This is a genomic window from Pandoraea faecigallinarum, assembly GCF_001029105.3.
Taxonomy (GTDB): Bacteria; Pseudomonadota; Gammaproteobacteria; order Burkholderiales; family Burkholderiaceae; genus Pandoraea; species Pandoraea faecigallinarum.
On the sequence record NZ_CP011807.3, the window covers coordinates 1,989,734 to 2,013,933 of the forward strand.

The 24,200-nt window shown below is 60.8% G+C and carries 17 protein-coding genes and 1 pseudogene; 14 read left to right on the forward strand and 4 right to left on the reverse strand.

Annotation, left to right across the window (positions count from 1 at the left end; genetic code table 11):
- Nucleotides 1-52: 52 nt before the first annotated feature.
- From der to AB870_RS25565, 10 genes and pseudogenes are all read left to right on the forward strand, one after another.
- Nucleotides 53-1,390, forward strand: coding sequence for a ribosome biogenesis GTPase Der (der, locus tag AB870_RS08935; RefSeq protein WP_047907723.1), 1,338 nt, complete (start codon nt 53-55; stop codon nt 1,388-1,390).
- A 126-nt stretch (nt 1,391-1,516) separates the two neighbouring features.
- Nucleotides 1,517-1,753, forward strand: coding sequence for an RNA chaperone Hfq (hfq, locus tag AB870_RS08940; RefSeq protein WP_010807283.1), 237 nt, complete (start codon nt 1,517-1,519; stop codon nt 1,751-1,753).
- A gap of 102 nt (nt 1,754-1,855) precedes the next feature.
- Nucleotides 1,856-2,932, forward strand: a pseudogene (hflX, locus tag AB870_RS08945) (GTPase HflX); the annotation flags it as partial.
- Nucleotides 2,933-3,273: 341 nt separating this feature from the next.
- A complete protein-coding gene (gene hflK / locus AB870_RS08950) occupies nt 3,274-4,593 on the forward strand; it encodes an FtsH protease activity modulator HflK (protein WP_084663484.1) in 1,320 nt (439 codons plus the stop codon).
- A gap of 12 nt (nt 4,594-4,605) precedes the next feature.
- On the forward strand, nt 4,606-5,505 hold the full coding sequence (gene hflC / locus AB870_RS08955) for a protease modulator HflC (protein ID WP_047907725.1): 900 nt from the start codon (nt 4,606-4,608) through the stop codon (nt 5,503-5,505).
- Nucleotides 5,506-5,612: 107 nt separating this feature from the next.
- Nucleotides 5,613-5,765, forward strand: a complete 153-nt coding sequence (locus tag AB870_RS08960) for a DUF2065 domain-containing protein (protein WP_044457977.1) — start codon at nt 5,613-5,615, stop codon at nt 5,763-5,765.
- A 39-nt stretch (nt 5,766-5,804) separates the two neighbouring features.
- A complete protein-coding gene (locus AB870_RS08965) occupies nt 5,805-6,965 on the forward strand; it encodes an ATP phosphoribosyltransferase regulatory subunit (RefSeq protein ID WP_047907726.1) in 1,161 nt (386 codons plus the stop codon).
- A gap of 73 nt (nt 6,966-7,038) precedes the next feature.
- A complete protein-coding gene (locus tag AB870_RS08970) occupies nt 7,039-8,379 on the forward strand; it encodes an adenylosuccinate synthase (RefSeq protein WP_047907727.1) in 1,341 nt (446 codons plus the stop codon).
- A gap of 27 nt (nt 8,380-8,406) precedes the next feature.
- Entirely contained in the window at nt 8,407-8,943 is a 537-nt protein-coding gene (locus AB870_RS08975) for a phosphoribosyltransferase (protein ID WP_047907728.1), read from the forward strand.
- A gap of 369 nt (nt 8,944-9,312) precedes the next feature.
- Nucleotides 9,313-9,888 (forward strand): DUF4189 domain-containing protein, encoded by a 576-nt coding sequence (locus AB870_RS25565; RefSeq protein WP_167362691.1) that lies wholly within the window; start codon nt 9,313-9,315, stop codon nt 9,886-9,888.
- Nucleotides 9,889-9,999: 111 nt separating this feature from the next.
- On the opposite strand, the gene AB870_RS08985 is transcribed toward AB870_RS25565, so the two are convergent.
- The 4 genes from AB870_RS08985 to AB870_RS09000 form a co-directional block, all read right to left on the reverse strand.
- Nucleotides 10,000-12,078, reverse strand: coding sequence for a M3 family metallopeptidase (locus AB870_RS08985; RefSeq protein WP_047907730.1), 2,079 nt, complete (start codon nt 12,076-12,078; stop codon nt 10,000-10,002).
- Nucleotides 12,079-12,468: 390 nt separating this feature from the next.
- Nucleotides 12,469-13,320: a bifunctional methylenetetrahydrofolate dehydrogenase/methenyltetrahydrofolate cyclohydrolase FolD gene (gene folD, locus AB870_RS08990; protein ID WP_047907731.1), complete on the reverse strand. Its 852-nt coding sequence runs from the start codon at nt 13,318-13,320 to the stop codon at nt 12,469-12,471.
- A gap of 282 nt (nt 13,321-13,602) precedes the next feature.
- Nucleotides 13,603-14,271 (reverse strand): response regulator transcription factor, encoded by a 669-nt coding sequence (locus AB870_RS08995; RefSeq protein ID WP_047907732.1) that lies wholly within the window; start codon nt 14,269-14,271, stop codon nt 13,603-13,605.
- The gene (locus tag AB870_RS09000) at nt 14,268-16,751 is read right to left on the reverse strand and encodes a PAS domain-containing sensor histidine kinase (RefSeq protein ID WP_047907733.1); all 2,484 of its coding nucleotides are present in this window, start codon (nt 16,749-16,751) and stop codon (nt 14,268-14,270) included. The genes AB870_RS08995 and AB870_RS09000 overlap by 4 nt, the downstream gene beginning before the upstream one ends.
- Before the next feature lie 342 nt (nt 16,752-17,093).
- Between AB870_RS09000 and aceE the strand changes: the two genes are divergently transcribed.
- From aceE to lpdA, 4 genes are all read left to right on the forward strand, one after another.
- On the forward strand, nt 17,094-19,781 hold the full coding sequence (gene aceE, locus AB870_RS09005; RefSeq protein ID WP_047907734.1) for a pyruvate dehydrogenase (acetyl-transferring), homodimeric type: 2,688 nt from the start codon (nt 17,094-17,096) through the stop codon (nt 19,779-19,781).
- A 98-nt stretch (nt 19,782-19,879) separates the two neighbouring features.
- Nucleotides 19,880-21,565, forward strand: a complete 1,686-nt coding sequence (aceF, locus tag AB870_RS09010) for a dihydrolipoyllysine-residue acetyltransferase (RefSeq protein WP_047907735.1) — start codon at nt 19,880-19,882, stop codon at nt 21,563-21,565.
- Between the two features lie 78 nt (nt 21,566-21,643).
- Nucleotides 21,644-22,225, forward strand: a complete 582-nt coding sequence (locus AB870_RS09015; protein WP_047907736.1) for an Ntn hydrolase family protein — start codon at nt 21,644-21,646, stop codon at nt 22,223-22,225.
- Between the two features lie 20 nt (nt 22,226-22,245).
- Nucleotides 22,246-24,015 (forward strand): dihydrolipoyl dehydrogenase, encoded by a 1,770-nt coding sequence (gene lpdA / locus AB870_RS09020; RefSeq protein ID WP_047907737.1) that lies wholly within the window; start codon nt 22,246-22,248, stop codon nt 24,013-24,015.
- Nucleotides 24,016-24,200 lie beyond the last annotated feature (185 nt).

Sequence of the window (24,200 nt, forward strand, 5' to 3'; positions counted from 1 at the left end):
TTTCCGGGAACGGCCGGCAGCGCGCCGGCCGTCTTCGTTTTAGGGCTTATTCATGAAACCCGTGATTGCGCTCGTAGGGCGCCCCAACGTCGGCAAATCGACGCTATTCAACCGTTTGACCCGCTCGCGCGACGCCCTCGTCGCCGACATGCCCGGGCTCACGCGCGACCGTCACTATGGCGAGGGGCGTGTTGGCGAGCATCCGTATCTCGTGATCGACACCGGAGGCTTCGAGCCCGTGGCCAAGGACGGCATTTTTCACGAGATGGCCAAGCAGACACGCCAGGCCGTGGTTGAGGCCGACGTCGTGATCTATATCGTCGATGGGCGTCAGGGCCTGACCCCGCAAGATCAGATCATCGCCGACTATCTGCGCAAGACCGGGCGCAAGATCATGCTCGTGGTCAACAAGGCCGAGGGCATGAAGTACACCACGGTCGCGAACGACTTCTATGAGCTGGGCCTGGGCGATCCGCTCGCGATCTCCGCTGCGCACGGCGATGGTGTGAAGGAAGTCATTGACGAAGCGATTGCACCGTTCTATGCGAATCCGGACGAAAGCGAGGACGACGACAAGCACGACGGCCGCGTGAAGATCGCGATTGTTGGACGCCCGAACGTCGGTAAGTCGACGTTGGTTAACACGCTGCTCGGCGAAGAGCGCGTGATCGCATTCGACATGCCGGGAACCACGCGCGACTCGATCCATATCGATTTCGAGCGTCAGGGCAAGAATTACACGCTAATCGACACGGCAGGCCTGCGCCGGCGCGGTAAGGTGTTCGAAGCGATCGAGAAGTTCTCGGTTGTGAAAACACTGCAATCGATCGCGGACGCGAACGTCGTGATTCTCATGCTCGATGCGCGTCAGGACATTTCGGATCAGGATGCGCACATTGCCGGCTTCATTCTGGAGTCGGGCCGTGCGGTGGTCGTGGGCGTGAACAAGTGGGACGGGCTTGACGAATACACGCGTGACCAGGCCAAGCAGGAGCTGGAGCGGAAACTCAAATTCCTCGGTTTTGCGAACTTCCACTTCATTTCGGCCGCGAAAGCGACGGGCATCGGCCCGCTGATGCGCTCGGTCGACGAGGCTTACGCCGCGGCCATGAGCAAACTGCCCACGCCGAAGCTTACAAAAGCGCTCATTGAGGCGGTGGAGCACCAGCAGCCGCGCCGTTCCGGCTTCTCGCGTCCGAAATTGCGGTACGCACATCAAGGTGGCTCGAACCCGCCGATCATCGTCATTCACGGGAATAGTCTGGATGGCGTGACCGATAGCTATCGTCGATACCTGGAGAACCGTTTCCGCGAAACTTTTAAGTTGAAGGGCACTCCATTACGCATAGAGTTCCGCAACAGCGCGAACCCTTACGCCAAGGGCGAGTGAAAGCCGGTCCAGGGCGGGGTTTTGCTGGCGACGCTAGCAAAATCGGCTATAGTGTGGAAGTCAGGGTGGGAAGCGCGCACACGCCCTGGCTTACGGTCATTTGCTAAAAATACAATGGAGTAACTTATGAGCAACAAAGGGCAACTTCTACAAGACCCGTTTCTGAACGCCTTGCGTAAGGAGCATGTTCCCGTCTCGATCTATCTGGTCAACGGTATCAAGCTGCAGGGAAACATCGAGTCGTTCGACCAGTATGTCGTCCTGCTGCGCAACACGGTCACGCAAATGGTTTACAAGCACGCCATTTCGACGGTCGTTCCTGCGCGTCCGGTGAATTTCCATCCGGAAGCCGAGCAGTCCTGATTCAGGCTCGCCCGACCGGGAATTTCTCCGGCCGGGCGAATTTCTCTTCCCCGTCGCCCGCTCTTGTCCAACAGTCCCAACGCCCATTCCCAGCGTAGCTTGATCACCAACGCCGCGCTCGTCGGCATCGATTTCGGCAAACTCGATTTCGAAGCCAGTCTCCAGGAACTCGACCTTCTGACGCAATCCGCAGGCGCCAGGCCTGTCGTGACCATTACCGGCCGCCGTCACAGCCCGGACGCCAAGCTGTTCATCGGCAGTGGCAAGGCCGAGGAATTGCGCGAAGCCATTGCGGAGTTCGACGTCGAACTGGTGATTTTCAATCACGCACTGACGCCCGGCCAGCAGCGTAACCTCGAACACCTCCTGCAACGCCGCGTGGTGGACCGTACCAGCCTGATCCTCGATATCTTCGCCCAGCGTGCGAAGAGTCATGAAGGCAAGCTTCAGGTCGAACTCGCGCAGTTGCAGTACCTGTCCACGCGCCTGGTGCGCGCCTGGACTCACCTGGAACGTCAAAAGGGCGGTATCGGCCTGCGCGGGCCAGGTGAAACGCAGTTGGAAACCGACCGCCGTCTGCTGGGCGAGCGTGTGAAGTCGCTCAAGATACGTCTCGAGAAACTTCAGCGCCAGCATGATACGCAGCGTCGCGCGCGTCAGCGCAGCGGCACGATGTCGATCTCGCTGGTCGGCTATACGAACGCGGGCAAATCCACGTTGTTCAACGCGATGACGAAGGCCAACGCCTACGCCGCGGATCAACTGTTCGCCACTCTCGATACGACCTCGCGTCGCGTTTATCTTGGCGATGTCGGGAACATCGTGCTGTCTGATACTGTCGGATTCATCCGCGAGTTGCCTCACCAACTGGTGGCGGCATTCCGTGCGACGCTTGAGGAGACGGTGCACGCCGACATGCTGCTGCATGTGGTGGACGCGTCGAGTCAGGTGCGCAAGGAGCAGATGGCTGAGGTCAACGCCGTGCTGGCGGAAATCGACGCGGCCGATATCCCACAGATTCTCGTCTGGAACAAGATCGACGCGGTGCCGGAACTGGCCGCACAAGGGCCGAGAATCGAACGGGACGAGGCGGGACGTGTCACGCGCGTCTTTCTGAGCGCGCGTACCGGCCACGGCCTCGACCTGCTGCGCGAGGCCATCGGCGAGGCGGTTGTGGCCGGCACTGGTGGGTTACAATCGCAGCACGAAGCGCCCGATGTCCGGCTCATCGACCGTTGGGACGATGTGTCGCGCGCAGAAGACAGATAACACGAGACGTCGCACCGTGAAGGGCGGGTTGCCACGGGGAACCGGCAGCACCCTCCGACTCGGGTGACGAACTGGCAAGAGACTAGACGGAGGCCGGGCAAGGCCGCCGATCGGCAAACCAGATTCGGGAACCACGCGCGAACCGGCTGCATGCGCGCTCCGATGTGAGGCGCGCCGGTCGCAACGCCCAACCCGCTTCAGTCACCACGCTTCTACCTATGCTTCCAAGAGCTTTGATGCGACGAGTTGGCTTGATTTTCTCCCTGAACGACCCGCGCTGGGGGCGGGACGGCGGCGGCGATGCGCCGTCCGGCAATCAGGAGCCGAACCGCCCCGATCGTGCGAACACTCCGAATTCGCAGGATCAGAAGGAGCCGCAGCGCGGACCGCAGGGTCCGCAGCAGGATGGCCCACCCGATCTCGACGAACTGTGGCGCGATTTCAATCGCCGTCTGAATCGCATCTTCGGCCGTAAGAACGGCGGGGGCGGCAATGGCGGCTCCAATAATTTCTCCGGTGGTTCGCGCGGTTCGGGCATTGGTGTCGGCGTCGTCGTCGCACTGGCATTCCTGATCTGGCTGGCCACGGGTATTTTCATCGTCCAGGAAGGTCAGGTCGGTGTCGTCACCCAGTTCGGCAAGTACAAGTACACGACCACCTCCGGGATTCAGTGGCGCCTGCCGTACCCGTTCCAGTCGGTCGAGGTCGTCAATATGTCGCAGATCCGATCGGTGGAAATCGGTCGTTCGAATACGATTCGCGATACCGATCTGAAAGATTCCTCGATGCTCACCGGCGATGAAAACATCATCGACGTGCGCTTCGCGGTGCAATACCGCATCAAGGATGCGACGGAGTTCCTGTTCAATAACGTGGACGCCGAATCGTCGGTGAATCTGGCGGCGCAGACGGCGGTGCGCGAGATCGTCGGCAAGAGCAAAATGGACTTCGTGCTCTATGCCGGCCGTGAAGAGATTGCCAACGAACTCGTCACGTCGATCCAGCGCATTCTCGATAGTTACAAGACCGGCATTCTCGTCACCAGCGTCACGATGCAGAGCGTGCAGCCGCCCGAGCAGGTTCAGGCGGCGTTCGACGACGCCGTGAAGGCGGGGCAGGATCTGGAGCGTGCGAAGAACGAAGCGCAAGCCTATGCCAATGACGTGATTCCGCGTGCCAAGGGTACGGCGTCGCGTTTGATGGAAGAGGCGGCCGGTTACAAGGCGCGCGTCGTCTCGCAGGCGCAGGGTGATGCCGATCGCTTCAAGTCGGTGCAGGAAGCTTATGCCAAGGCGCCAGGCGTGATTCGCGAGCGTATGTATCTCGATACGATGCAGCAGATCTACTCGCGCACCACCAAGATCATGGTGGATTCGAAGAACAACAGCCTGTTGTATTTGCCGTTGGACAAGATCATGGAGCGCTCACGTGGCGACACATCGACCCCGGCACCGGCGTCCGGTGCCGGCACGGGCGCGGCGGCGGGCACGTCTGCTGCCGACGACAACAATGATGTCGACCATGATCGATCGCGCGCGGCACTGCGCAACCGCGACCGCGATTCACGCTAAGGGGATAAGCGCATGAACCGTATTGGAACCGTTATCGTCGCGCTGATCGTCTTGTTGATCGTGCTTGCCTCGACCATGTTCGTGGTGGATCAGCGCCGTTATGCCGTGGTGTTCTCGCTCGGCGAGATCAAGGATGTCTACAACCAGCCCGGCCTGAAGTTCAAACTGCCGCCGCCGCTCCAGACCGTGCTGTATCTGGACAAGCGCATCATGACCATCGACAACCCGGAGCCGGAGCGTTTCATCACGGCCGAGAAGAAGAATCTGATTGTCGACTCGTACGTGAAGTGGCGCATCGCCGACCCGCGCAAGTTCTACGTGAGCTTCAAGGGTGACAACCGTCTCGCGCAGGATCGCCTGACGCAGCAGATTCGCTCGGCATTGCAGGAAGCCTTCACCAAGCGCACGGTGACGGAAGTGGTGTCCACGCAGCGCGATCAGGTGATGCAGTGGGTCAAGCAGAAGGTCGGTGACGAAGCCGCTCAGGTCGGCATCGAGATCGTAGACGTGCGTATGCGCCGCGTGGATCTGGCCGCGGGTATCAGCGATTCGGTCTATAGCCGGATGGCTGCCGAGCGCAAGCGAGTGGCGAACGAGTTGCGTTCGACAGGCGCCGCCGAGGCCGAGCAGATTCGTGCCGATGCGGATCGTCAGCGTGACGTCGTCGTGGCCGAAGCGTATGCCAAGGCCCAGCAGGTCAAGGGGGAGGGCGACGCGACTGCCGCCGGCATCTATGCTCAGGCCTTCGGTCGTGATCCGCAGTTTGCCCAGTTCTATCAGAGCCTGGAAGCGTACAAGGCGACGTTCCGCGACAAGAAGGACGTCATCATCGCCGACCCAAACAGCGATTTCTTCCGATTCATGCGCGGTTCCGGCGGTGCTGGCGCGTCGGCCGGAAAAGCGGGAAAATAACGCCTCTGACAACCGAGTAGCTGCCACCGCCCGCGTCAACGCGGGCGGTGGCGTTTTGGCCGAGTCCCCCAGTGACCAGCAGCACAATCATTCTCGCCTTCGCCCTCATGCTGATCGTCGAGGGCTTGTTCCCGTTTGTCGCGCCGGACCGGTGGCGGCAAAGTTTCCGTAAAATAACGGAAATGCCGTCCGGCCAGATTCGCTTCTTCGGTCTGGCCGCCGTCCTGCTGGGGCTGATTCTGATGCTGCTGGCCGATTAAAAAAGGCGCCTCTCGCGCCGTCTGAATTCCGAAATACCCATGCCGAACTGGCTACTTCCCGAAAATATCGCCGACGTGCTGCCGTCCGAGGCGCGCAAGATCGAAGATCTGCGCCGCCTCATGCTCGATCGCTTCCGTACCTACGGCTACGAACTCGTGATGCCGCCGATGCTCGAGTATGTCGAGTCGCTGCTGACCGGCACCGGTCATGACCTGGATCTGCGCACGTTCAAGCTCGTCGATCAGCTTTCGGGGCGCACGATGGGCCTGCGCGCCGACATTACGCCGCAGATCGCCCGGATCGACGCCCACTTGCTCAACCGCAAGGGCGTGACGCGTCTGTGCTATGCGGGTAGCGTGCTGTTCACGCGTCCGCGCAACTTGCTCGCCACGCGCGAGCCGTTCCAGATCGGTGCCGAAATCTTCGGCCATAGCGGTCTGGAAGCCGATCTCGAAATTCAGGAACTGCTGCTGTTCTGCCTGCAACTGGCCGGCCTGAAGCAAATTCGCATCGATCTTTGCCATGCGGGCGTGCTCGAAGCGTTGCTGGAGGGCGTGCCGGCTGCGGAGGCCATCGAGAGCCAGTTGTTTGGCGCGCTGGCGACCAAGGACGTGCCGCAATTGCAGGAACTCACGGGCGATCTTCCGGCCCATGTGCGCGACGCGCTGCTGAGCTTGACCACGTTGTACGGCGAGCCCGCCGATACGCTGGCGCGGGCCCGTCAGGTGTTGCCGGACCTGCCGGGTGTGAAGTCGGCGCTGGACGATCTTGCTTACCTTGCGGATTCGCAGGACAAGGGTGGACAGGCGGTGCTGTCGATCGATCTGGCCGATCTGCGCGGTTACCAGTACCACAGCGGGGTGATGTTCGCGGCCTATGTGGACGGCATCCCCAACGCGATTGCACGAGGCGGCCGCTACGACAAGGTCGGGCAGGCCTTCGGCCGAGATCGTCCGGCGACCGGTTTTTCGCTCGATTTGCGTGAGTTGGCAGCGATTTCGCCGGTTGAAGCCCGTAGTAACGCGATTTTGGCTCCTGCGGACGATGTGCCCGGGTTGCGCGCCAAGATCGATGGTCTGCGCGACGCGGGTGAGGTCGTCATCCGCATGCTGCCCGGCCACGCGCAGGATTTCGAGGAGTTCACGGGCGACCGCGTTCTCGTCGAGAAAGACGGTCAGTGGGTTGTGACACCCCGGTGAATTCGCTGAAAAAAGCGGCACTCGCCCGCGCCAACACGGGTAGAATACGTTTTTAACCAAACCAACTATTGTTATGTCCGGCAATGCTTTGAATCAGGGACGCAACGTCGTCGTTATCGGAACCCAATGGGGCGACGAAGGTAAGGGTAAGGTCGTCGACTGGCTGACCGATCATGCGCAAGGCGTGGTGCGTTTCCAAGGGGGCCACAATGCCGGACATACGCTCATCATTGGCGGTAAGAAGACCATTCTGCGTCTGATTCCGTCGGGCATTATGCACAAGGACGTCACGTGCTACATCGGCAACGGTGTGGTGCTGTCGCCCGAAGCCCTGTTCAAGGAAATCGAAGAGCTCGAGAGCGCCGGCCTGAACGTCTGCGGCCGTCTGCGCATTTCCGAAGCCTGTACCCTGATTCTTCCGTACCACGTTGCCATCGATCAGGCGCGCGAAGCACGTCGCGGCGCAGGCAAGATCGGCACGACCGGTCGCGGTATCGGCCCGGCGTACGAGGACAAGGTCGGCCGCCGTGCACTTCGCGTGCAGGATCTGTTCGATCCGAAGACGTTCGCCGAGCGTCTGCGCGAAAACCTTGATTATCACAACTTCGTCCTGACCCAATATCTGGGCGCGCAGCCGGTCGACTTCCAGGAAACGCTGGACAAGATGCTGAGCTACGTCGAGCGTCTGCGTCCGATGATTGCCGACGTGTCGCAAGAGCTGTATGCCGCGAACGCTGCGGGCAGCAAGCTGCTGTTCGAAGGTGCGCAAGGCACGCTGCTCGACATCGATCATGGCACGTATCCGTTCGTGACCAGCAGCAACTGCGTGGCGGGCGCCGCTTCGGCGGGGGCTGGTGTTGGTCCGCAGCAATTGCACTACGTTCTGGGTATCACCAAGGCCTACTGCACGCGCGTCGGCGCCGGTCCGTTCCCAAGCGAACTGTACGATGCGGATAACCCCGCACGTCAGGAAGCCATTGGTCTGCAACTGGCCACGGTCGGGAAGGAATTCGGCTCGGTGACCGGTCGTCCGCGTCGTACAGGCTGGATGGACGCCGCTGCCCTCAAGCGTTCGATTCAGATCAACGGTGTGACGGGGCTTTGCATGACGAAACTCGACGTGCTCGATGGTCTCGACACCGTGCGTCTGTGCGTGGGTTACAAGATCGACGGCAAGTCGGTCGATATCCTGCCGCGTGGTGCCGTGGACGTCGCTCGCTGCGAGCCGGTCTACGAAGACTTCCCGGGCTGGTCGCAAAGCACGGTGGGTGTGACCTCGTGGGATCAGTTGCCGGTTCAGGCGCAGAACTATCTGAAGCGTATCGAAGAAGTGAGCGGCATTCCGATCGACATGGTGTCGACGGGTCCGGACCGTGACGAAACGATCCTCTTGCGTCACCCCTTCAAGAACTGAAAAATAGCCGGACTGGCAAGACACACCATGAATCAGCCCCAAAACGACGATAAGAACCTCTGGGTCTCGTGGGACGAATACCATCGACTGATCGAGCGCCTGGCGCTCGCGGTCTATGAGTCCAACTGGAAGTTCGACAAGATCCTGTGTCTGGCCCGTGGTGGCTTGCGCGTGGGCGACCAGCTCGCGCGCATCTACGACGTGCCGCTCGCGATTCTGGCGACAAGTTCGTATCGTGAAGCCGAAGGTACCATTCGTGGTGATCTCGACATCGCGCAGTACATCACCATCACGCGGGGCGAGCTTGAAGGCCGCGTGTTGCTGGTCGATGACCTGGTCGATTCGGGCGTGACGCTCGAGCGCGTCGGCAAGCATCTCAAGGAACGGTTTCCGAAGGTAACGGATGTGCGCTCGGCAGTGCTTTGGCACAAGGCCTGCTCCAAGGTGGCGCCGGATTATGCGGTCGATTTTCTGCCGACGAATCCGTGGATTCATCAGCCGTTCGAAGAGTACGATACGCTGCGTCCGCACAACTTGTCCGCGTGGATCAAACGCGGGACCTGAAGGGACGTCGGATATTCGAACTCGCAGCCGTAAGCGCGTTCCGGCAGGGGAGGTATCTCTCCAGTGAAATGCAGGCGGTGACATCGAAAGATGCACTGCCTGTTTTGTTTTGTCCGGTCGAATTTGATGGCGTGCTCGGCTCGACGATATCTTCGAGACGCCGTGGTGCCAAGTTCGCGTACGGTGGGGCGAGGTCACACACCATTTGGCAGGCAAATCCCTCGTTATTTGGCGATTCACCTCCGTCCGCGCTATGGTTTGATGAAAAGAACGCTGTCCGTCGTCTCTGGCGACCATGCCAGTTTGCTTGCCATGATCCGTTTGTTTCGACCTTTTTCCGTCGCTTTGATCGCATGGGTGATATGCCTGATGGCAATGACCACCGTGTCGAGTCACGCCGCATCCGCGGTGGCTGGCGTGAGAACCGGAAACGGATTGCAGTATGTCTATGTGACGAATCAGACATCGATGGCGAAGGCCAAGCTGGCTGCCCTGGAGCGGTGCCGGTCGCGGTTGACTTCAGGGAGTCGAGGCGGACGGTGCGAAGTTCTGATGGCGGGGAATGGCCCCGCGTATTGGGCGGTCGTGCGCGCGAGTAACGGCGAAGTCGGCGTTGCGTTGGGCGACACGCAGGAGTCGGCGGTGCAGGACGCCTTCGTCGTTTGTCAGCGAGGCGGGCAGTGCGCGCTGGACGGCGCGCAGGTGTGGTTCGATAGCGGGCAACGTCCCGGCGGGCGCTTGCCGCCACCGAAGGCAGCCCAGGCCGCGCCGACACAATGCCGGATTCCGACGGGGCAGGTGGTTCGCATGCGCACGCAATGTGTCAACGGCGAATGCGTACGAACTTACGAGAACGGTTGCACGATCCGCTTTCAGGCGGCTCGATGTCTCGATAAGGAAACGCAAAGCTATGTGTGGCGTCCGAACGGTTGCGACGACGGTTGATACCACCTTCCGATCCTCATTGGCGCAAGGCGTTCGCCGAAATGCGAAAAACGGGCGCCGACTTTCGTCAGGCGCCCGCTTTTTCTTGCGTCAGTGCGTCGGCGACCGGCCTTAGCTTGCCGACATGCCGCTATGGCGCAGTAATGCATCCACTTGCGGGGCTCGGCCGCGGAAGGCAATGAACGACTCCATGGCCTCGCGGCTACCACCGACGGCGAGAATCTCATCGCGGTAGCGCGCACCTGTCGCCGTGTCCAGCACCGATCCGCTCAACTTTGCCGCTTCCTCAAACGCCGCATATGCGTCTGCGGAGAGCACCTCGGCCCATTTGTAGCTGTAATATCCGGCCGCATAACCACCGGCGAAGATATGGCTGAAAGTGTTCGGCCAGCGCGAGAATTCCGCTTGCGGTGTCACGTGCAACCGGTCGTTGATGCGACGTGAGACTTCCAGCACCGACTCATTTCCGCGCGGATCGAAGTCATAGTGCAGATGCATGTCGAAGTCCGAGAAAACCAACTGGCGCAGCATCATCAGTCCGCTCTGGAAATTACGCGCCGCGATCATCTTGTCGAACAGCGTGCGCGGCAACGGGGCGCCGGTGTCGACGTGTGCGGTCATGTGTTCGAGCACGTCCCATTCCCAGCAGAAGTTCTCCATGAACTGCGACGGCAGTTCGACGGCATCCCACTCCACACCATTGATGCCGGCAACGCCAGCATCTTCCACCTGCGTGAGCATGTGGTGCAGACCGTGACCGAACTCATGGAACAGCGTGATGACATCGTCGTGCGGGAGCAATGCGGGCTTATCGCCGACCGGCGCCGGGAAGTTGCATACGAGATAGGCGACTGGCGTCTGCAACGCGCCGTCGTGCAGGCGTTTGCGGGTGCGCGCGCTATCCATCCACGCGCCACCGCGCTTACCCTCGCGCGCAAACAGGTCCATATAGAACTGGGCAACCAGCTCACCGTCGCGCTCAATACGGAAGAAACGCACATCCGGATGCCACGTCTCGGCATCCTGCGGACGGATCGTGACACCGAACAACGTTCCGGCAACCCGGAACAGGCCGTCGAGCACCTCGGGCAGCGGGAAATACTGGCGAACTTCCGTTTCGGAAAACGAGTACCGTTGCTGACGGAGTTTCTCCGAGGCGTATGCGGTATCCCAAGGTTCCAGTTTGTCGATGCCGAGCGCCTTTGCGGCAAACGCTTGAAGTTCTTCCCAGTCCTTTTCGGCATACGGCCGTGCGCGACGTGCAAGATCTTCGAGAAATTCGAGCACTTGCGCCGGCGATTCGGCCATCTTCGGTTCGAGCGAGACTTCGGCGTAATTCTTGAAGCCGAGCATCTGCGCTTCTTCGCGGCGCAACGCAAGTTGCTCCACGATGATCTCGGTGTTATCCCATCCAGCCTCGCCGTCACCGAATTGAGGACCTAATTCCGACGCACGCGTGACGTTCGCGCGATAAAGCTTTTCACGCAGCGCGCGGTTGTCGGCATATTGCAGGACCGGGAAATAGGACGGGAAATGCAGTGTGAATTTCCAGCCTTCAATGCCATCACGTTCGGCCGCGGCACGGGCGGCCGCCTTGTCGTCGTCCGGCAGGCCTGCAATCTCCTGTTCGTCCGTCACGACGAGCAAGAACTTGTTGGTTGCGTCGAGAACGTGGTCGGAGAAACGCTTGGCCAGGCTGGCCTGCGCTTCCTGAATCTCGGCAAAGCGCGGCTTCTGATCCTCGGGGAGTTCGGCGCCGCCCAGACGGAACCCGCGCATTTCATTGTCGAGAATCTTCTTGCGAGCGGCCGATAGACCGGCGAATTCGGGGCCGGCGGCAATCGCCTTGTACTTTTCAAAAAGGGCAAGATTCTGCCCGACGCTCGCAGAGAATTCGGTGACCCGCGGCAGGTTTTCGCTGTAGGCAGCACGCAGTTCCGGCGTATCGGCAACAGCGTTAAGGTGTCCGATGATCTCCCAGGCACGGCCGAGACCTTCGGTGCCGTCCTCTACGGCGTCGAGAATGTTGGCCCAGGTCGCCGGGGTGGCAGGATCCGCCGCCCGGTCAACCGCGGCGCGCGCCTGTTCGAGCAAGACGTCAATGGCAGGCGTCACGTGCTCGGGGCGAATATCGGCAAAGCGGGGAAGTCCTTCGATATCGAGAAGAGGATTGGTTTGCGGCGTATTCATGCGATCGTTATCCACTTGAAGGGGCTTACGAAGAGTGTGGGGGCAACCTGTCGATTTTTCCAGTCGTTTTTTTCAACTGGCACGATTGGCGCTCACGAAGGCGAAAACACCGCAAACCCCCGTCTTTCCGTGACTTCAGCCATATCGGGACCATAAACAAGGGGTAGTGGCGCTGGAATTCGTTACTCGCCGCAGACGGTTTTTTCGGGAGGTTCTGACGCTCATGTCGGCGGTTTCGGTTTCCATGGGCGATGTCGACGCGTCCGAGGAAGGGCGCGACGAAAAAGGGCGCGCAGACCATTCGGCCTTGCGCGCCCTGCGATGTCGCGAATTGATGTGGTCGGCTGCGGACTGCTGCGAGGCGCCGCGTCTGGTCCACCGGCGAGAAGATTAGCTCAGTGCGCGCTCCGCGGCCTCGATGGTGTTGACAAGCAGCATGGTGATGGTCATCGGACCGACACCGCCCGGCACCGGCGTAATGTAACCGGCCACTTCCTTGACGCCCTGGAAGTCGACGTCTCCGCACAGCTTGCCTTCATCGTCCCGATTCATGCCGACATCGATCACCGCAGCACCCGGTTTGACCATGTCGGCAGTAACGATATTGCGCTTGCCCACTGCGGCGACGATGACGTCGGCATTGCGAGTATGGGCGGCGAGATCGCGTGTCTTGCTGTTGCAGATGGTGACGGTGGCGCCAGCCTGGAGCAGCATCATTGCCATCGGTTTGCCGACAATATTCGAGGCACCGATCACGACGGCAACGGCACCACGCAGCGGGAATTCCACTGACTCCAGCATTTTCATGCAGCCGTAGGGCGTGCAGGGGCGGAACAACGGTGCGCCAGTCATCAGTGCCCCGGCGTTCGACACGTGAAAACCATCGACGTCCTTTTCCGGCGCGATAGCTTCGAGCACTTTATGGCTGTCGATATGCTTTGGCAGTGGCAACTGCACGAGAATACCGTTGATCTTCGGATCGCGGTTCAGTTCGTCGATGCGGGCAAGCAGCGCACTCTCGGTCAGATCGGCCGGATAGCGGTCGAGGGACGAGTGCAGGCCGTTGTCTTCGCAAGCCTTGACCTTGTTTCGCACATAGACCTGGCTGGCGGGATCGTCACCGACGAGGACAACGGCGAGGCCTGGCTGGTGGCCGCGGGCGGTCAGGGCGGCGGCGCGCGTGGCGACTTCGGCGCGAATACGTTTGGCGAGGGCGTTGCCGTCGATGAGGGTGGCGGTCATGATGCGTGGATGTCGAATGAAGGAGGGGGCTGGCCGGAGGCCGGATACTGCGGCGCCAGTCGGGCAGAGGACAAGCGCAAAAGCCGTATTATAACGGCGCGCCGAAGCATGGGGGAGGGGTGGGCAGCTCCATGCGGTCGCGATGTGCGCGTCGAAGGGCATTGCCATTGATACGCGACCGGCAATCCATCGCCGGCCGGTGACGTGAGATCGGGCGCTGGCCGTTGGAAGAGCGCAGCGCCGATTCAGCAGGTGTCCAGAAACTACGAAGTCACGAGGCAATCAGGGGCGTGGGGAGCCGCTGGAGCGCTTGGGCAGTGCAAGGCGAAGCAGATCCGCAACCGTATTGACATTCAGCTTTTCCATGATGTTGGCGCGGTGCGCCTCGACCGTCTTGATGCTGATGCCCAGATCGTCGGCAATTTGCTTGTTCAGGCGGCCGGCGATGATTCGCTCCAACACCTGATGCTCGCGACTCGTCAGCTTCCGAAGCAACTCTTCCGCCGCTTGCTGTTCGCGATGACTGCTGGCTTCCTGGCGAGCCTTCGACAGCATCTTTTCGACTTGCAAACGAAGCTCGGCTTCGTCGAAAGGCTTTTCGATAAAGTCCATCGCGCCTTTCTTCATCGTCTCGACCGCCATGGGCACGTCGCCGTGACCGGTCACGAAGATGATCGGAAGGTTGATGTTTCGCTCGATCAGCGCATCCTGAAGTTCCAGGCCGCTCATGCCGGGCATACGGACATCGAGAATCAGGCAGCCCACCAGATTGTTGGGCCGATTGCTTTGCGTCACGTCGGCGCAGAACTGGAGAAAATCGTCTGCACTGCCAAAGCCTCGCACGTGATAGCCGTTGGCTTCCAAAAGCCAGCGAAGCGAGTCGCGGACGGCCTCGTCGTCATCGACGACAAAGACGGTTTCTTGATCGGTATTGATATTGGGTGTCGTCATAGTCCTCCCCCGGATCCGGATGTCGTATCGCTTTCCAACGGTAACAGAATACAAAAAGTACAACCATTCCGCACGCCGTCGACTTCATTGTTTTCTACCCACAGACGGCCGTGGTGCGATTCGATGATCGAGCGACAAATGTTCAGGCCCATGCCCATGCCATCCGATTTGGTGCTAAAGAAGGGTTCAAACAACCGTTCGATAGTCGCTTCGTCGACGCCAGGCCCGTGATCGGACACCTGGAATTCGATGGATTTGTCGCGCCGCTCCACATGTAAACGAACCGTCGGATCGCGTCGTTGACCGGGCGGTGGCGTATAACCGTGCATCGCTTCCGCCGCGTTCTTGAGCAGGTTCATCAGCACCTGTTCAATGAGCACAGGGTCGACGTTGATCTGTGGCAGTCCTGCCGGAAGCTCCGTGACGATACGAATGCGACGCTTGCGCGCTTCGATCTCCGCGAGACCCACGGCATCCGCCACGATCTCATAAATTGATGACGGTTGGCGTTTCGGTTCGCTGCGTTTCACGAACGCACGAATCCGCTTGATGATCATGCCCGCGCGAACCGCTTGCTGCGAAGTCTTCTCAAGGGCGGGAAGCAGGGTTTCAGGCGACGTACGCCCCGCACGCACGAGCGCGGCGGTGCCCATGCAGTAGTTATTGATGGCCGCCAGAGGCTGGTTGAGCTCGTGGGCCAGCGAGGACGCCATCTCGCCCATCGTCGTCAGACGTCCGGTAAATTGCAGTCGCTCCTCTTCCTGACGCGCCAGCTCTTCCGCATGACGACGGGCAGTAATGTCCGTTGCCACTTGCAACTGCGCCAAATGTCCGTCGACCCATTGAATGTACTGACGTCGGACTTCGAACCATTTCTGATGCGCGGGTAGGTAGATTTCCTGGGTTTCCGCGGCAGTGTCGGTCAACGATGCGGCGGGCAAGCCGGCGAAAGCGTCGACCATGTCGATGTGATCGAGCGATGTCGGCGACAGCTCTCCGCCCCCCGACAATTCGAGGTGGCCTTCCGGGCGCGTTCCGAACAATTGCCGATAGTAGCGGTTGGCAAAGAGCAGTTCGGCCTTGTCGACCGCGAGGACCGACACCGAGGCATCAAGGCTTTCGAGCACGGTCGTGAACCGTTCGTGCGCGGCAGCGAGTTCCTCGCGAGCACGTTTGGGTTCGCTGATGTCGGTCAGCGAAGACATCCAGCCCGTTTGACGCCCGTGCGCGTCCACAAGCGGGGAGACGAACATCCGCGCGTAGAAAATCGTACCGTCCTTGCGCTGCACGCGAATTTCGAAACCATGCGACGGCGCCTTGCCACGCAGCGTCATATCGATACGGCGCTGCATTTCGTGGATGTCGTCCTTCGGCCAATACGGATACGGTGGCGCGCGGTTCATCAGGTCGGGCTCATCCCAACCCGTCATGCGGCAAAACGCCGGGTTCACATAAGTGATGTGCCCCTGGAGATCGAGGACTCGCATGCCGATCACAATGGAGTTTTCCATTGCCCGGCGGAACGACGTCTCGTTGAACAACGCCTGTTGTGCTTCGAATCGCTGACGGGTATGTCGCCACAGACTCCAGAGGCTCCAGAGCACGAAACACGACAGGCCGGCAATCAGCCAGACCAGCGTGTTGTTGACGAAATTGCCGACGGCCGGATACGAATAGATGCGCACTGCCAGACTGTGGCCTGGCGGATCGAGAAGCAATTCGTAGGAAACGTCGCGAGGCAACGGCGGGCGCGTCGAGGTGGTGGCCAGCTCGTTGTTGTGCGTGTCGATGAACGATACCTTGAACTTGTCGCCGAGCTCCTGCGGGAGTTCGTGGATCAGCAGGCCCTCGACCGAATACACCGCACTGATCGTGCCCAGGAATTCCCGCTCCCGCAGGACGGGCACCTGCACCACGATGTAGCTTGCGCCGGAGGCATCATAAATGAGGGTGGAATAGGCCGACCGGCGTGAATCGCGCGCTGCGCGAAACGCGACCAACAACTCGTCCTCCATCGGATGCTGCGCCGAGCCCTGCAGCCGCGAGGCGAAGGGGGAGTCCGCCGGGACCGCCCATTTGGGGCGTTGCGACGCGTCGAGCCAGTTCATGAAGACAATGTCCGCATGATTCTGCATCAGTTCGCTCGCCGTGTTCTGGAAGTGCGCGATGTCCTGCGGTTTGGCTGCCGTATCGCGCGCCAGGGAGCTGATCTGGTCCTGAATGGCCAGCATATTCAGGCGGATCTGCTGCTGCGCCCACGCGACATTTCGATAAAGCGTGTCCTGCTGCTGCTCCGTCTCCCGCCGGTTCAGGCTCCAGAGAATCAAACTCATCACCACAAGGAAGATCACAATGGAGACGAGCGGCACCAGCAAGTAGTAATGCGACTCCGCGAACCCCTGCAACCAACGGTTGGAACGGGCAGGCGTAGCTGCGGACCGGGACGGTGGGGAGGAGTTTGCGAGGCGTGGCGAAAGCATGCCGAGATTGTAGCGCAGGCCAGCCCGTTTCCCGCTGTCATGGTGCGATGAGCGCTGCTTTTCGGAAGTGTCCGATCCTTTTGGTAAGACGGCTTCTCAAAGTCATGCTGAGACCGATCGGTACGACCGGAATCCATGATCTTATGGTGTCGGCAACCTATTGATTTTATGTGCACTGCAGCAGAATTCCGTATTATGAAAATTGCTATCGTAATCTGAAATTTCGCTTGCGAAGGCAGGATTATCCTTCGTACAATGCCCCGGTAAAAATGCCGGTAGGCCCGTCCATGAAGCGGGTTACGACCATTACGCCAACCCGCTAACGACAGACAAGGAGACACCATGTCCGCCGTACCTGAAGAAGCCCTGAAGATCGTATCCCCTGCGGACGCCGATCCCCAAGAAACGCAAGAATGGCTGGCCTCGCTCGAAGGCGTGCTCGCCGCCGAGGGACCGGAGCGCGCTCACTACCTGCTCGAAAAGCTGATCGAATTCGCCCGAATCAACGGCGAACACCTCCCGTTCTCGGCGAACACTCCCTACATCAACACCATCCCGGTCGACCAGCAAGCCCGTATTCCGGGCGATCAGGACATCGAGCACAAGATTCGCTCATACACGCGCTGGAATGCGATCGCGATGGTGCTGCGCGCCGGTAAGGACACGAACGTCGGCGGCCATATCGCCTCGTTCGCCTCGGCCGCAACCCTTTACGACGTCGGCTTCAACCACTTCTGGCACGCGCCGTCCGACAAGCATGGCGGCGATCTGGTGTTCGTGCAGGGTCACTCGTCGCCGGGCGTCTACAGCCGTGCGTTTTTGTTGGGCCGTCTGGAGATGACCCAACTCGAGAATTTCCGTCAGGAAGTGGATGGTGGCGGTCTGTCCTCGTACCCGCACCCGTGGCTGATGCCGGACTTCTGGCAGTTCCCGACAGTGTCGATGGGGCTGGGCCCGATCATGGCGATCTACCAGGCTCGCTTCATGAAGTATCTGGAGTCGCGTGCGATCGTGAAGACCGAAGGCCGCAAGGTGTGGGCATTCCTTGGCGACGGCGAAACGGACGAACCGGAATCGCTGGGTGCAATCGGCATGGCGGGGCGTGAGCAACTTGACAACCTCGTGTTCGTCATCAACTGCAACCTGCAACGCCTGGACGGTCCGGTGCGCGGTAACGGCAAGATCATCCAGGAACTCGAATCGGAATTCCGCGGTGCTGGCTGGAACGTCATCAAGGTGATCTGGGGCAGCCGCTGGGATTCGCTGCTCGCGCGCGACAAGCAGGGCCTGCTGATGAAGCGCATGATGGAATGCGTGGACGGCGAATACCAGACGTACAAGTCGAAGGACGGTGCCTACGTTCGCGAACACTTCTTCAATACGCCGGCACTCAAGGCGATGGTCGCCGACTGGTCGGACGAGGACATTTGGGCACTGAACCGCGGTGGTCACGATCCGCACAAGATCTACGCCGCCTATCAGGCCGCAACGACCCACAAGGGTCAACCGACCGTCATCCTGGCCAAGACCATCAAGGGCTATGGCATGGGTGAAGCCGGTCAGGCCATGAACATCACCCACCAGCAGAAGAAGATGCCGGTGGAGTCGCTCAAGAAATTCCGCGACCAGTTCAAGCTGCCGATCTCGGACGACGAGATTGCCGAAGTGCCGTACCTCAAGTTCGAGGAAGGCTCGAAGGAACTGGAATACATGCGCGCCCGCCGCATGGAACTCGGCGGTTACCTGCCGCAGCGCCGTACGAAGGCGGCTTCGCTGCCGGTGCCTGCACTGAGCGCGTTCGACGCGTTGCTCAAAGCGACGGCGGAAGGCCGTGAGATTTCGACGACGATGGCGTTCGTGCGCATTCTCAACGTGCTGCTCAAGGACAAGGTGCTCGGTCAGCGCATCGTCCCGATCGTGCCGGACGAATCGCGCACCTTCGGCATGGAAGGCCTGTTCCGTCAGATCGGTATCTGGAGTCAGGTCGGCCAGCGCTACATTCCGCAGGATCAGGATCAACTGATGTTCTACAAGGAATCGGAGAACGGTCAGATTCTGCAAGAAGGCATCAATGAAGCCGGCGGCATGTGCGACTGGATCGCTGCCGCGACGTCGTACTCGACACATGGCGAGACGATGATCCCGTTCTACATCTTCTATTCGATGTTCGGTTTCCAGCGTATCGGTGATTTGGCCTGGGCCGCTGGCGACATGCGCGCTCGCGGTTTCCTCGTGGGCGGCACGGCCGGCCGTACGACCCTGAACGGTGAGGGTCTGCAACACGAAGACGGTCACTCGCTGCTGTGGGCGTCGTCGATCCCGAACTGCCTGCCGTACGACCCGACGTTCGCCTTCGAACTCGCCGTGATCGTACAGGACGGTTTGCGCCGTATGGTGCAGGAGCAGGAAGATGTGTACTACTACCTGACCGTGATGAACGAAAACTACGCACACCCGGCGATGCCGGAGGGTGTGGAGAAAGACATTCTGAAGGGTATGTACGCCTTCCGTCGCGGCACGGACAACAGCAAGGCCCCGCGCGTGCAATTGTTGGGTTCGGGCACGATCTTCAACGAAGTGATTGCCGCCGCCGAAATGCTCAAGAACGATTGGGGCGTCGAATCGGATCTGTGGAGCTGCCCGAGCTTCACGGAACTGGCTCGCGAAGGCAACGACGTGGCACGCCACAATCTGCTGCACCCGACCGAGACGGCACGTCTGTCGCACGTCGAGAAGTGCCTCAACGAGACGCGCGGCCCGGTCATTGCATCGACCGACTACATCCGTACGTATGCCGACCAGATTCGTCCGTTTGTCCGCGGCCGTTACGTTGTGCTCGGCACCGACGGTTATGGCCGCTCGGATACGCGTGAAAAGCTGCGTCACTTCTTCGAGGTGGATCGTAACTGGGTCACGGTCGCTGCCCTCAAGGCGCTGGCCGACGAAGGCACGCTGCCGGCCAGCAAGGTTGCCGAGGCGATTGCCAAGTACAACCTGGACCCGAATAAACCCAACCCGATGACCGTCTAAAGGTACGCTGCGTGCAGCGCGCGCCGTGCCGGCCGCCCCCCAGCGGCTGGCACGGCGTGTGACGCACGTCAAGCGAAGCCTCGAGGAGACTGTGGAAAATGAGTCAAGTGATCGAAGTGAAAGTCCCGGATATCGGCGACTTCAAGGACTTGCCCGTAATCGAAGTGCTGGTCAAGGCGGGCGACAAGATCGACGCCGAGCAGGCCCTGATCACGCTGGAGTCGGATAAGGCCACAATGGATGTGCCGAGCCCTGCCGCGGGTGTCATCAAGGCGATGAACCTGAAAGTCGGTGATGAAGTGTCCGAGGGCTCTCTTATTCTGACGCTCGAGACGGCGAACGGCTCGGGCGCGCAAGCCAACGGTGCTGCCGCGCCTGCGGCGGCACCCGCCGCTGCTGCGCCTCAGGCGGCGGCCCCGGCGGCAGCACCGACCCCACCGGCTGCCCCGGCTGCCGCGGCGTCGGGCGGCACGAGCAAGATCGACGTGAAGGTGCCGGATATCGGCGGTTACGACGACGTGCCCGTGATCGAAGTGCTGGTGAAGGTCGGCGATACCGTCACCGCCGAGCAGTCGCTCGTCACGCTGGAATCGGACAAGGCATCGATGGACGTGCCGAGCCCGGCCGCAGGCGTGGTGAAGGAGTTGAAGGTCAACGTTGGCGACAAGGTTTCCGAAGGTTCGCTGATTCTCGTGCTGGAAGGTGCGGCATCGGCGTCCGCCGCGCCGGCGAGGGCGGCTGCGGCTCCTGCCGCTGCGCCGGCACCTCAGGCGGCCGCACCGGTACCGGTAGCAGCGCCTGCGCCGGCGCCTGCCGCAACTGCTGCCGCCCCCGCGCCCGCGGCAGCCCCGGGCAGTCAGCCGATCAGCCACGCCAGCCCGTCGGTACGCAAGTTCGCACGTGAACTGGGTGTGGACGTAACGCAAGTCAAGGGTACGGGTCCGAAGGGCCGCGTGGTTGTCGAGGACGTGCGTAACTTCGTGAAGAGCGCACTCGCAGGCAACCGCCCGGCAGCGGCAAGCGCTGCGCCGGCAGGCGGCGGCGAACTGAATCTCCTGCCGTGGCCGAAGGTCGACTTCGCGAAGTATGGTCCGGTCGAGCCGAAGGCACTGTCGCGCATCAAGAAGATCTCGGGCGCGAACCTGCACCGTAACTGGGTGATGATTCCGCACGTCACGAACAACGACGAAGCCGATATCAGCGAACTCGAAGCGTTCCGCGTGCAGTTGAACAAGGAAAACGAAAAGGCCGGTATCAAGGTGACGATGCTCGCGTTCGTAATCAAGGCCTGCGTGCTCGCGCTGAAGAAATTCCCGACGTTCAACGCCAGCCTCGATGGCGACAATCTCGTCTTCAAGCAGTACTTCCACATCGGTTTTGCTGCCGACACACCGAACGGCCTCGTCGTGCCGGTCGTTCGCGATGCCGACAAGAAGGGAGTATTCGAGATCGCCCGCGAAACATCGGAACTGGCAAAGCTCGCCCGTGAAGGCAAGCTCAAGCCGGATCAAATGCAAGGCGGCTGCTTCTCCATTTCGTCGCTCGGCGGTATTGGCGGCACGACCTTCACGCCGATCATCAATGCGCCCGAAGTGGCCATCCTCGGCCTGTCGCGTTCGTATCAGAAGCCGGTGTGGGACGACAGCAAGCAACAGTTCGTGCCGCAACTGACGCTGCCGCTGTCGCTGTCCTACGATCACCGTGTGATCGATGGCGCAGAAGCCGCACGCTTCAACGCCTACCTGGGGCAACTGTTGGCGGACTTCCGTCGCGCGATGCTGTAATGGCGTGGGCCGCGGGTAGCGCGTGCGCGCGCCGGCGGCCCACGCGCTAGCTTCGGGATTTTGGATGGGGAGGGCAACATGACCACCGTGGTAGTCGTCAAGAAGGCAGGCGAGATCGCCATTGCCGCCGATTCGCTCGTGACGTTCGGGGACACTCGGCTGTCGCAATCCTACGAAGAGAACCGCAAGGTTTTCCTCGTGGGCGATTCGTATGTCGGCCTGGCCGGCACGACGGCGCATTTTCCGGTCATGCGCGCGATTCTCTCCGGCATGGCCGACGAGTGCCGTCTGCATTCGCGCGACGAGGTTTTCCGCACGTTCTGCCGCGTCCATCAGAAGCTCAAGGAAGAGTATTTCCTTAACACGAAGGAAGAGGAAGACGACCCGTACGAGTCGTCGCAGATCACCAGCGTGATTGCGAATCCGACCGGGATCTACGGGGTTTATTCCTACCGGGAAGTGTTTGTTTTCGATCGGTTCTGGGGGATCGGTTCGGGGCGCAACTTCGCGCTCGGCGCCATGTATGCCCTCTACGACCAGGATCTGAGCGCACGTGCCATCGCCGAAGCGGGCGTGAAGGCGGGGGCCGAATTCGACAAGAGTTCGGCGGGCCCGTTTCAGGTACATGCGTTTCCGATCGATACCACCATCAAGTCATAAATGCGACAGGGAGACCCCGCATGAGTCTCATTGAAGTCAAAGTGCCGGATATCGGCGCAGAGGGCGTAGACGTCATCGAGGTGATGATCAAGCCCGGCGACAAGATCGCCAAGGATGCGTCGCTCATTACGCTGGAATCCGACAAGGCTTCCATGGAAGTGCCGTCCGAAGTGTCGGGCACCGTCAAGGAAGTGAAGATCAAAGTGGGCGACAAGGCCAGTGAAGGCACGCTGATCGCCATCGTCGAAGCTGAAGAGGCGGATGCTGGCAAGCCGGTAGCCCAGGCGGCAGCGCCTGCACCGGCAGCACCGGCAGCTGTGCCCGCTGCGGTGTCGAGCGCCCCGGCACCGGTGGCCGCCAGGCATACCGGTGGCGCCGATATCGAATGTGATGTCCTCGTGCTGGGTGCCGGTCCAGGTGGATATTCGGCCGCGTTCCGAAGCGCCGATCTGGGGCGCAAGACAGTTCTCGTGGAACGTTACGCCACGCTGGGAGGCGTTTGCCTGAACGTGGGTTGCATTCCGTCGAAGGCACTGCTGCATACGGCGGCCGTACTCGAGGAAGCGCAGTCGCTCGGTCATCACGGCATTTCGTTCGCGAAGCCGGAAGTCGATCTCGACAAGTTGCGCGCGTACAAGGAAAGCGTGGTCGGCAAGCTCACCGGTGGTCTGGCTGGCATGGCCAAGATGCGCAAGGTCGAAGTCGTCCATGGCGTCGGCACGTTCCTCGACGCGAATCATGTCGAAGTCGTCGGCAAGGAAGGTAGCAAGCGTGTCGTGAAGTTTGCGCAGGCGATCATCGCTGCCGGTTCGCAAGCGGTGAAACTGCCGTTCCTGCCGGAAGATCCGCGCATCGTCGATTCGACGGGGGCGTTGGAACTGCGTCAGATCCCGAAGAAGATGCTTGTCATTGGTGGTGGCATCATCGGTCTCGAAATGGCGACGGTCTACAGCGCGCTGGGCGCAGAGATCGATGTCGTGGAAATGCTCGATGGTCTCATGCAGGGTGCCGACCGCGATCTGGTCAAGGTGTGGCAGAAGATGAACGAAAAGCGTTTTGGTCGCGTCATGCTCAAGACCAAGACGGTGGGTGCCGAAGCGAAGGCCGACGGCATCTACGTGAAGTTCGAAGGCGAGGCCGCACCGGCAGAAGCGCAGCGCTACGATCTCGTCCTGGTCGCGGTGGGGCGTAGCCCGAACGGCAAGAAGATCGGCGCGGAGAACGCTGGCGTGGCGGTGGGCGATCGCGGGTTCATTTCGGTGGACAAGCAGATGCGCACCAATGTGCCGAACATCTTCGCGATCGGCGATATCGTCGGTCAGCCGATGCTGGCGCACAAGGCCGTGCACGAAGCGCACGTGGCCGCCGAAGCAGCCAACGGCGAGAAGGCCTACTTCGACGCAATTCAGATCCCGTCGGTGGCTTACACCGATCCGGAAGTGGCCTGGGCCGGCAAGACGGAAGATCAGCTCAAGGCAGAAGGCGTGAAGTACGGCAAAGCCGTGTTCCCATGGGCAGCGTCGGGCCGTGCCATTGCGAACGGTCGCGATGAAGGCTTCACCAAGGTGCTGTTCGACGAGCAGACGCATCGCATCGTTGGCGGCGCTATCGTCGGCACGCATGCAGGCGATCTGATCGGCGAACTCTGCCTGGCCGTCGAAATGGGGGCCGACGCCGTCGACATCGGTAAGACGATTCATCCGCACCCAACGTTGGCCGAATCCGTCGGTATGGCCGCCGAGATTTACGAAGGCGTTTGCACCGACGTACCGCCGCCGCGCAAAAAGTAATCCGCCCGCGCGAGCGCCAAATGAAAAACCGCCGTTCCAACAGGAATGGCGGTTTTTTTATGGGTGCCGAACAAGCGGAACGCCGTGGCGTTCCCGGTCGCGCACGTTGGCGCAGGTCGGCGCACGCAAAGAAAAACCCGGCGAAGGCCAGGTTTGAAAGGTACCTGCGGTACCGAGGAGACAAC